Genomic DNA, 9,370 nt, shown 5'->3' with positions numbered 1-9,370 from the left:
CGCCCCCCCCCGGGGGGGGAGCCGGCCCGGCGCCCCGGGTGCCGCGCCGACGTGCCGTCAACCCGCCACCTCAGGGCCGTACTTGGATCTTCCGCCCCTTCCCCGCCCGGAACTGCTCCAGCGCCGCCGGGTACCGCTCCAGCGGGTAGCGGTCGCTGATGAACACCTCCGGGTCCAGCACCCCGGCGGCGAACAGCGCGGCGGCCCGCTCGTAGCTGTGCAGTACGGCCATCGAGCCGGTGATGGTGATCTCCTGGTGGTAGATCCGGTACGGCTCGATGACGGCCCGGGCCGCGTAGTCGGAGACCCCGAACTGGAGGAAGGTGCCGCCCCGGCCGACCCGGCCCAGCGCGTCCTGGATGGCGCGCTCGCTGCCGGTGGCGTCGATGACCACGTCCCAGCCGCGCGGCCGGTCGAGCGCGTCGGCGGAACCGGCCGCGTTGCTGCACCCCAGCTCACGGGCGGTGGCCAGCCGCTCCGGGTTGATGTCGACGACGTCCACGCCCGCCGCGCCGGTCCGCTTGGCGAGCTCCAGCATCATCAGGCCCATCGTCCCGGACCCGTAGATCAGCACCTGGGTGCCCAACTGCCGGCTGCGCAGGATGTCGTAACCGCGTACCGCACAGGAGAGCGGTTCGATCAGCGCGGCGTCCTCGGTGCGGATGTGGTCGGGCAGCTTGACGCAGTTGGCGGCCGGTGCCACCGCGAACTCGGCGGCGCCGCCGGCGGTGGTGACCCCGATGGCGGCCCACCGCTCGCAGAGGTTGTTGCGGCCGGTGCGGCAGTAGTGGCACTCGTGGCAGTAGAGGGAGGGGTCCACCGCGACCCGGTCGCCCTCGGCCAGTTCGGTGACCGCACCGCCGGTCGCCACGACCGTACCGGCGAACTCGTGCCCCGGTACGACGGGCAGGGCGGGCGCGAACTCGCCCTGGAGGATGTGGAGATCGGTGCCGCACAGTCCGCAGGCGGCGACCCGCACCACCACCTCGCGGGGGCCGGGCGCGGGGTCGTCGACGGTGGTGATGCCGACCTCGCCGGGGGCGCTGATCACTGCTGCTTTCACTTCACGGCTCCAAGGGAGAGGCCCTGGACGAGCTTGTCCTGGGCGGCGAACCCGGCGACGATCACCGGGAGGGAGATCACGGTGGCGGCGGCGCACACCCGGGCCAGGAACAGGCCCTGGCTGGTGACGAGCCCGGTCAGGAACACCGGTGCGGTACCGGCCACGGTCCCGGTCAGGACCCGGGCGAACAGCAGCTCGTTCCAGCTGAAGATGAAGGAGATCAGGGCGGTCGCCGCGATGCCCGGCATGGCGACCGGGGCGACGATCCGGGTGAGGGTGGTGGGCAGCCCGGCCCCGTCGATGGAGGCGGCCTCCAGGATCTCCACCGGGACCTCGGCGAGGAACGAGCGCATCATCCACACCGCGATCGGCAGGTTCATCGAGGTGTAGAGGATGACCAGCAGCCAGATGCTGTCCAGCATCCGGGTGTTCTGGGCGACCAGATAGACCGGCAGCAGCCCGGCCACCAGCGGCAGCATCTTCGTGGAGAGGAAGAAGAACAGCACGTCGCTCCACTTGCGCACCGGCCGGATCGACAGTGCGTACGCCGCCGGAACGGCCAGCGCCAGCACCAGCAGCGTCGAAACCACCGACGCGGTCAGCGAGTTGACCAGCGGCGGCCAGGGGCTGACGCCCGCACCGCCGGCGCCGAAGAACTCGCGGTAGCCGTGCAGGGTGAGCGGTGCGGCCAGGCTCGGCGGGTTGGCCGCCGCGTCGCTCTCGCCGTGGAAGGACGTCAGCACCATCCACGCCACCGGCAGGAAGAAGGCGGTACCGCAGAGCCAGGCCAGCAGGCCCAGCGCCCCGTGGCCCCGCCGCTGCCGCAGGGTCGGCCGGGCGCGGCCCGGCAGGTGAGCTCCTCGCGTCATCGGGTGATCTCCTCGCGCAGCAGGGACGACACGGTGCGCAGCGCGAACGTCGCCACCAGCAGCGAACACAGCACCACCACGACGCCCTGCGCGGACGCCCGCCCGTAGTCATGGGCCTGGTAGAAGGTCTGGTAGATGGTGTACGGCAGGTTCGCGGTGCCCAGCCCGCCCGAGGTGATGGTGAACACCGCGTCGAAGTTCTGCACGATGTACACCGTCCCCAGCAGCGCGGCCAGTTCGAGGTAGCGCCGCAGATGCGGCAGCGTCAGGTGGCGGAAGATGTCGAAGGGGGACGCCCCGTCCATCCGGGCCGCCTCCACCGCGTCCGCCGGCCGGCTCTGCAACCCGGCCAGCAGGATCAGCATCATGAACGGTGTCCACTGCCAGATCAGCGACAACTCCACCGCCATCAAAGGGGAGTCGGTCATCCAGTCCGGCTGCGGCGGGCCGGCGCTGCCGAACAGCCGCCACAGCCAGGTCAGCGATCCGTTGATCAGCCCGTACGAGGCGTTGTAGAGCGCGTGCTTCCAGAGCAGCGCGGAGGCGACCGGCACCACCAGGAAGGGGGTGATCAGCATCGTCCGTACCGTCCCCCGCCCGCGGAAGCGGCGGTCCAGCAGCAGCGCCAGCGCCAGCCCCAGGGCCAGGCTGACCAGCACCACGGTCGCGGTCAGCAGCACGGTCGTGCCGACCGACGCCCGCAGCGCCGGATCGGTGAAGACCGCCCGGTAGTTGGCGAAGGCGGCGAAACCGCGGTGGTCGGGGGCCAGTGCGTTCCAGCGGGTGAAGGAGATCACCACCGTTGCCACGAAGGGCAGTTGGGTGACCGCTATGAGGAAAACCAGCGCCGGCAGCAGGGGAGCCCGGCGCGCCCACGCCCCGGCCCGGCTCGTGCGGTCAGTGGCCCGCGTACGCATCGGACACCTCCCGCGCCAGTCGCCGGCTCTCCTTCAGCGCGTCGGCCACGCTCTGCTTCCCGGCGATCGCCGCACTGATCTCCTGGGACACCTTGGTCCCCAGGTCGGAGAACTCCGGTATGCCGACGAACTGGATGCCGGGCGCCGGCCGGGGCTGTACGCCCGGATCGTCCGGCCGTGCCGAGCGGATCGCCCCCTGGGTCGCCGCGGCGAACGCGCCGGCCTCCTTGAGGTACTCCGGATCGCGGTAGATCGAGGCCCGCTTGCCGGCCGGCACCTTCGACCAGCCCAGTTCGTGCCCCACCAGCCGCTCGTACGACCTCCCCGACGCCCAGCGGACGAACTTCCAGGCCGCGTCCTGGTGGGTACTGGCTTTCTGGATGCCCCAGGCCCAGGTGAAGAGCCAGCCCGCGGTACGGGTCCGCTCGACCGGCGCCGGGGCGTAGCCGATCTTGCCGGCGACCGGGGAACCGGCGCTCTCCAGCGAGCCGGCACCGGCGGTCGCGTCGTACCACATGGCGACCTTGCCCTGCTGCATGTCGTTGAGGCATTCGGTGTACCCGGCCTGCGGCGCCCCCGCCTCCCCGTGCGCGCGCAGCAGACCGACGTAGAACGCGACGGCCCGGCGGAACTCCGGGCTGTCCAGGCGGGCGTGCCAGTCCTTGTCGAACCAGGTGCCGCCGAAGGTGTTGACGACCGTCGTCAGCGGCGCGGTCAGCTGCCCCCAACCCGGCTGCCCGCGCAGGCAGATGCCCTTCATGCCCGGTCGGAAGCCGTCCAACTTGGCGGCCAGGGCGGCCACCTGGGTCCACGTCGGCCGCGCCGGCATGGTCAGCCCGGCCGCCTCGAACAGGTCCTTGCGGTACATCAGGAACGACGACTCGCCGTAGAACGGCTCCGCGTAGACCTTCCCGTCGGCGGCGGTGAGCGAGGCGCGCACCGGAGCGAGGATGTCGCTCTGGTCGAACTCCCGGTCGCTCGCGGCGAGTCGGCCGAGCGGGGTGAGCCAGCCGTTGCGGGCGTACAGGGGCGTCTCGTAGTTGCTGAGGCCGGCCACGTCGTACTGCCCGGCCTGACTGGAGAAGTCCTGGCTCATCTTGTCGCGGAGGTCGTCCTCGGGAAGCACGGTGAAGTGGACCCGGATCCCGGTCTCCTTGGTGAAGTGCTCGGCGGTGAGCCGCTGGAGGTCCACCATCTGCGGGTTGTTCACCATCAGTACGTTGATGGTGTCCGGGCCGCCGTTGCCGACGTCGCCGGCGCCGCGGTAGCAGCCGGCGGTGGTCAGCGACAGGGCGACCGCGAGGGCGGTCAGCCATCTGGTGCGGCGGCCGGGGCTGCCGCCCGGTCCGGGGGATCGTGCTCGCACGGCTCCTGCCTTTCTTGGGGATGTCTGCTCGCGGGGAGGGGGACGCGGGCATGCCGGGATGGCCGCCGGAGGCCGGCGGCGGTGGGCTGTGTGTGTGGGGGGGTCAGACCCGGAGCACCTGCGGCCCCAGGAGCGAGTAGCGATGTGCCTCCGGGGCGGACAGGCCGGTGTCGGTGACGATCACGTCGAAGTCACCGATGTCGGCGAACCGGCAGAAGCTGCTGGCGCCGAACTTGGTGTGCACCCCGACCAGCACCCGCCGCCGTGACGAGCGCACCGCCTGCGCCTTCACATCGGCGACCGCCGGATCGGGGGTGGTCAGGCCGTGCTCCCGCGAGATGCCGTTGGCCCCCAGGAACGCCAGGTCGACCACGAACCCGGCGAGCATGTCCCGGCACCAGGGCCCCACCGTCGCCTGCGTCCCGGCGCGCACCCGCCCGCCGGCCAGCAGCACGGTGGTCGAGTCCGACGCCGCGACCAGCGAGGCGGTGCGCAGCGACGCGGTCAGCACGGTCAGCGGGCGGTCCGACGGCAGCAGCGTCGCGAGCAGCTCGGGTGTGTACCCCTCGTCGACGAACACCGTCTCCGCCTCGCCGACCAACTGGGCCGCAGCCGCCGCGATCCGACGCTTCTCGGCGACGTGCTCGGTCTCCCGCCGCGCCAGCGTGGTCTCGAATCCGGCGCTCTCGACCGGATACGCCGCACCGTGCGTGCGCCGCACCAGCCCCCGCCGCTCCAGCTCGCTCAGATCGCGCCGTACGGTCTCGCGGGCCACCCCGAACTCCGCCGCCGCCTCGGCGACCTCGACCCGTCCGGTGCGCCGGGCGAGCGCGAGGATGCGGCTCTGGCGTTCCTCGGCCCTCATGGCTCTCTCCTGCCCTTGCGCGGTCCGCTTGGTGTGGCCCGGCCCACCGCGCTCCGTTCGGTCACGGCGCTGCCCGTTTCTGCCCGCATGCAGGTTTATAGCAACCGGACCGGCGCGCGGAGCCGCCCGTAACAGCACCAAACATGCCCGTTTCTGCCCGTCCTCAGACGCTTCCGCACCGGCTTCCGGACCGGACCGGTGCCCGTACGGGACGGTGGCCGGGTCCGGATCGCGCGCCCGGCCCGGTGCGGGTGCGCCGGTGCCGCGCCGGTGGTGCGGGCCACGGTGGCGCTTAGGCTGGACGGCATGAGCTCGGAGATGCGGTCGTTGGCGGTCACTGCGGTCGTCCAGGAGGAGGAGTGTGCGGTGCTGCGGGTCAGCGGGGAGCTGGACCTCCGCACCGAGCAGGCGTTCCTCGCCGAGGCGCGGTCCATCGTCTCGGCCGGCCACCGCTTCCTCGTGCTCGATCTGACCGCGCTGCGCTTCTGCGACTCGCGGGGGCTGAGCTGCCTGCTCGCCCTGGAATGGCTGTGCCGCCGGCTGGAGGGCCGGCTCCTCCTGGCGTCACTGGGCGTGCGGATGCTGCGGCTGCTCGTCGGCACCCAGTCCCTCGGCGTCTTCTCCTGCTACCCCACGGTCGGCCATGCGCTGGCCGCCGTCCCCGACGGCAGCCGCCCGGCCTGGCCGCCCGAGCAGGACGGCACCGCGGGCTGACCCGGGCCCGTCCGACAGGTCGGGCCCGACGTTCCCTGGGCCGTGTGAGGGATCGGTCACGCCTGTGAGGGAAGCGCCCGGTCCCGGCCCCGCTGACTCCTGAGTGTGACGTTCGGCCGCTCCGGGGCGGCCGGCAGCCGCGTGCCCGGCCGCTCACGGTGCCGCGCCGGCCCGCAGTGCGTCGATCAGCGCCGCCACCGACGGCCGGTCGCGGGCGGTGGCCCCGACCGCGACCACGATGTGCCGCTCGACCACCTCCCGCAGCGGCAGCGGCACGATCCCCTCGGACCGCAGCCGCAGCATCAGCTCGGTCAGCGGCGCGACCCCCAGCCCCGCCCCCACCATCGCCAGCGACGTCGCGGTGTCCGTCACCTCGTGCGCCACCCGCGGCTCGAAGCCGGCCCGCCGGCAGGCCGTGCGGACGGCCCGCCCGTAGTACGAGCCGGGCGCGGGCAGGATCCAGTCGCAGTCCGCGGCCCCGGCCAGCGGCAGCGGCGTCCCGAAGGCGCCCGCCCGTCCCTCCGGAACCGCCAGCGAGAACCGCTCCGAACGCAGCCGCACCAGCTCCACCGCGCCGTCCCGGTCCAGCGGCGCGTCCGGATAGTCCAGCCCCAGCGCCAGATCCACCCGCCCGGCGCAGACCTCCGGGTACGCCAGGTCCACGTCCACCTCACGGCTCTCCACCCGCACCCCCGGGTGCCGCGCCGCCAGCCGGCGCAGCGCCGGCGGCAGCAGCACGGCCGCCGCCGTACCGAACACCCCCAGCCGCAGCCGCCCGGACACCTCGCCGCGGGCCCGCTCCAGCGCCGCCACCGCCTCGGCCTGCGCGCCCAGGATCAGCTCCGCGTGGACGGCGAGCGTCTGCCCGGCGTCCGTCAGCTCCACCCGGCGCCCCGCCCGCCGGACCAGCTCCGTACCGGTGGCCCGCTCCAGCGCCGCGATGTGCTGGGAGACCGCACCCGGCGTGTAGCCCAGGGCCGCAGCCGCCGCGGTCATCGTGCGGCTCCGGGTCAGCTCCCGTAGCGTCCTGAGCTGAACCCCCGGCAATTCCATGGCGGCACCTTACCGATCAGCCGCCCACGCCCCCGCGAAACCCCGAAAAGCCCAGACCTCCTCATAGATCACGTCCAGCAACTCTGCATGGACGGGCGACGGCCTTCCCGCCACCATCGGAGCGACCGGCCTCCGGTGACGCACCGGTGGCCGGGACGCCCACCCGACCGCTCGGTACGACGACGGGAAGACAGGAAGGCGCTCCGCATGGCTCCGAGTACGGCTTCTGCTCCCTCAGGCTCCGCCCCCCTGCCCGAGCCCCTCCCGGAGGCCGCCGATGTCGTGATCATCGGCGGCGGGGTGATCGGCGCCGCCACCGCCTTCCACCTGGCCGAGGCGGGCGTCGGCCGGGTGCTGCTCCTGGAGCGCGAGCTGCCCGCGTCCGGTTCGTCCGGCAAGCCGATCGGCGGGGTACGTGCCCAGTTCTCCGACCCGCTCAACATCCGGCTCGGGCTGCGCAGCCTGGATGCCTGGCGGGACTTCCCCCGGCGGCCCGGCGCCGACATCGGCCTGGAGACCGTCGGCTACCTCTTCCTCCTCGGCAGCGAGCGCGAACTCGCCACGTTCACCGAGGGAGTCGAGGTCCAGAACGCCCACGGCGTGCCGAGCCGGATCATCACCCCGCGCGAGGCCCACGAGCTCTGCCCCTACCTCGACCCGTCCGGCCTCGTCGCCGCCGCCTTCTCGCCCACCGACGGCTACGCCCTGCCCCGGGCCGCGGTGACCGGCTATCTCAGCGCCGCCCGCCGCCTCGGTGCCACCGTCCGCACCCGCTGCCCGGTCACCGCCATCGACACCGCCGACGGCGCCGTACAAGCCGTCCGCACCCCGCACGGCACCGTCCGCACCTCCGCGGTGATCTGCTGCGCGGGCGCCTGGTCCGGCGCCGTCGGCGCGATGGCGGGCGTCGACCTCCCGGTCACCCCGCTGCGCCGGCAGATCGCCTTCACCGGCCCGCTGCGCCCGGCGCCGCCCCGGATCCCCTTCACCCTCGACTACGAGTCCACCTTCTACTTCCACAACGACGGCGCCGAAGGGCTGCTCATGGGCCTCTCCGACCCCGACCAACAGCCGGGCTTCGGGCGGGAGTTCAGCCGCGAGTGGCTGACGCCGTGCCGCGCCGCCGCGGCCCGCCGGGCGCCGGAACTCGCCGGACTGCCGGTCACCGGCGGCTGGGCCGGCCTCTACGAGCTGACCCCCGACCACAACGCGCTGATCGGCGAGGCCGGTCACGTCGACCGGTTCCTGTACGCCACCGGCTTCTCCGGCCACGGCTTCCTCCAGGCCCCCGCGGTCGGTGAGATCGTCCGCGACCTCTATCTGCGCCGCGAACCCTTCCTCGACATCGGCCCGCTCGCCGCCACCCGCTTCGGCGCCGGGCACGCCGCCCGCCCCGAGGCCCACATCATCTGAACCGCCGCACCCGGGAGTCCCGTATGGCCATGGTCCCCACCTGGCGGCTGCGCGCCGCGTTCGCCCGCCGGCTGTCCGACATGTACGGCACCGAAGTCCCCGCCTACACCACCCTGCTGGAGGTCGCCGGCCAGATCAACGACGAGGTCGCGGGCCGGGACCCGGACGCCGGCCGGCTCGGCAGCATCAGCCGGGTCACCGCCGAGCGGCACGGCGCCATCCGCGTCGGCACCCCCGGCGAACTCCGCCAGGCCGCCCAGATCTTCGCCGCGCTCGGCATGCGCCCGGTCGGCTTCTACGACCTGCGGGACGGCGACATCGGCGCCGTCCCCGTGGTCTCCACCGCCTTCCGCCCCACCGACACCGACGAACTCGACCGCAACCCCTTCCGTGTCTTCACCTCCCTCCTCACCACCTCCGACCGCCGCTTCTTCGACGCCGACCTGGAGTCCCGGCTCACCGCCTTCCTCGCCCGCCGCCGCCTCTTCCCGCCCGAACTCCTCCAACTGGCCGAGCAGGCGGAGAAGGCGGAAGGACTCGACGAACCCGCCGCCGAACGCTTCCTCGGCCTCGCCGTCGATGCGTTCCGGCTCTCCACCGAACCCGTGGACCGCGCCTGGTACGCCGAACTGGAGCGGATCTCCGCCGTCGCCGCCGACATCGGCGGGGTCGCGGCCACCCACGTCAACCACCTCACCCCGCGCGTCCTGGACATCGACGCCCTCTACCGGCGCATGGGGGAGCGCGGCATCACCATGATCGACCGGATCCAGGGACCCCCGCGCTGGGACGGCCCCGATGTCCTGCTGCGCCAGACCTCCTTCCGCGCGCTGGCCGAACCCCGCGCCTTCCGCGAGCCCGACGGCCGGGTCACCAGCGGCGCGCTGCGGGTCCGCTTCGGCGAGGTCGAGGCCCGCGGCATCGCCCTGACCCGCGGCGGCCGGGCCCGCTACGACGCCCTCATGGCGGAGACCGACCGCACGATGGCCGAGCACCCCGACGCCGACCGCGGACAGACCGCCCGCGACCTGTGGCAGCACGGCTTCCCCCGGACCGAACACCAACTCGCCGTGGAACAGCAGGCGTTCTTCACCTACCACCCGGTGACCG

8 protein-coding genes and 1 pseudogene are annotated in these 9,370 nt (G+C 73.3%); 3 read left to right on the top strand and 6 right to left on the bottom strand.

Going from position 1 to position 9,370, the window contains the following annotated elements:
* Positions 1–70 precede the first annotated feature (70 nt).
* From RZ84_RS05975 to RZ84_RS05955, 5 genes are all read right to left on the bottom strand, one after another.
* Positions 71–1,063 (bottom strand): zinc-dependent alcohol dehydrogenase family protein, encoded by a 993-nt coding sequence (locus RZ84_RS05975; RefSeq protein ID WP_043263390.1) that lies wholly within the window; start codon positions 1,061–1,063, stop codon positions 71–73.
* Positions 1,060–1,932 carry a carbohydrate ABC transporter permease gene (locus tag RZ84_RS05970; protein WP_043263389.1) on the bottom strand — a complete coding sequence of 291 codons (873 nt, stop codon included), beginning with the start codon at positions 1,930–1,932 and terminating at the stop codon, positions 1,060–1,062. Before RZ84_RS05970 ends, RZ84_RS05975 begins: the two co-directional genes overlap by 4 nt.
* Complete coding sequence (locus tag RZ84_RS05965; RefSeq protein WP_043263388.1) at positions 1,929–2,849, bottom strand: carbohydrate ABC transporter permease; 921 nt, start codon at positions 2,847–2,849, stop codon at positions 1,929–1,931. The genes RZ84_RS05970 and RZ84_RS05965 overlap by 4 nt, the downstream gene beginning before the upstream one ends.
* Positions 2,830–4,161 carry an ABC transporter substrate-binding protein gene (locus RZ84_RS05960; protein WP_043269239.1) on the bottom strand — a complete coding sequence of 444 codons (1,332 nt, stop codon included), beginning with the start codon at positions 4,159–4,161 and terminating at the stop codon, positions 2,830–2,832. The genes RZ84_RS05965 and RZ84_RS05960 overlap by 20 nt, the downstream gene beginning before the upstream one ends.
* A gap of 157 nt (positions 4,162–4,318) precedes the next feature.
* Complete coding sequence (locus RZ84_RS05955; RefSeq protein ID WP_043263387.1) at positions 4,319–5,080, bottom strand: DeoR/GlpR family DNA-binding transcription regulator; 762 nt, start codon at positions 5,078–5,080, stop codon at positions 4,319–4,321.
* A gap of 306 nt (positions 5,081–5,386) precedes the next feature.
* Between RZ84_RS05955 and RZ84_RS05950 the strand changes: the two genes are divergently transcribed.
* Positions 5,387–5,794: an STAS domain-containing protein gene (locus RZ84_RS05950; protein ID WP_241777602.1), complete on the top strand. Its 408-nt coding sequence runs from the start codon at positions 5,387–5,389 to the stop codon at positions 5,792–5,794.
* 153 nt (positions 5,795–5,947) lie between these two features.
* Here RZ84_RS05950 and RZ84_RS05945 read toward each other — a convergent pair whose 3' ends face one another.
* Positions 5,948–6,847, bottom strand: a complete 900-nt coding sequence (locus RZ84_RS05945) for a LysR family transcriptional regulator (protein WP_043263386.1) — start codon at positions 6,845–6,847, stop codon at positions 5,948–5,950.
* Between the two features lie 207 nt (positions 6,848–7,054).
* Here RZ84_RS05945 and RZ84_RS05940 point away from each other — a divergent pair, with 207 nt between their 5' ends.
* On the top strand, positions 7,055–8,260 hold the full coding sequence (locus RZ84_RS05940; RefSeq protein WP_107068087.1) for an NAD(P)/FAD-dependent oxidoreductase: 1,206 nt from the start codon (positions 7,055–7,057) through the stop codon (positions 8,258–8,260).
* A gap of 29 nt (positions 8,261–8,289) precedes the next feature.
* A pseudogene (locus tag RZ84_RS05935) lies at positions 8,290–9,370 on the top strand (VOC family protein); the annotation flags it as partial.

This window comes from Streptomyces sp. CT34, assembly GCF_000805335.1.
Taxonomy (GTDB): Bacteria; Actinomycetota; Actinomycetes; order Streptomycetales; family Streptomycetaceae; genus Streptomyces.
This window is presented reverse-complemented; position numbering and strand designations above follow the sequence as displayed.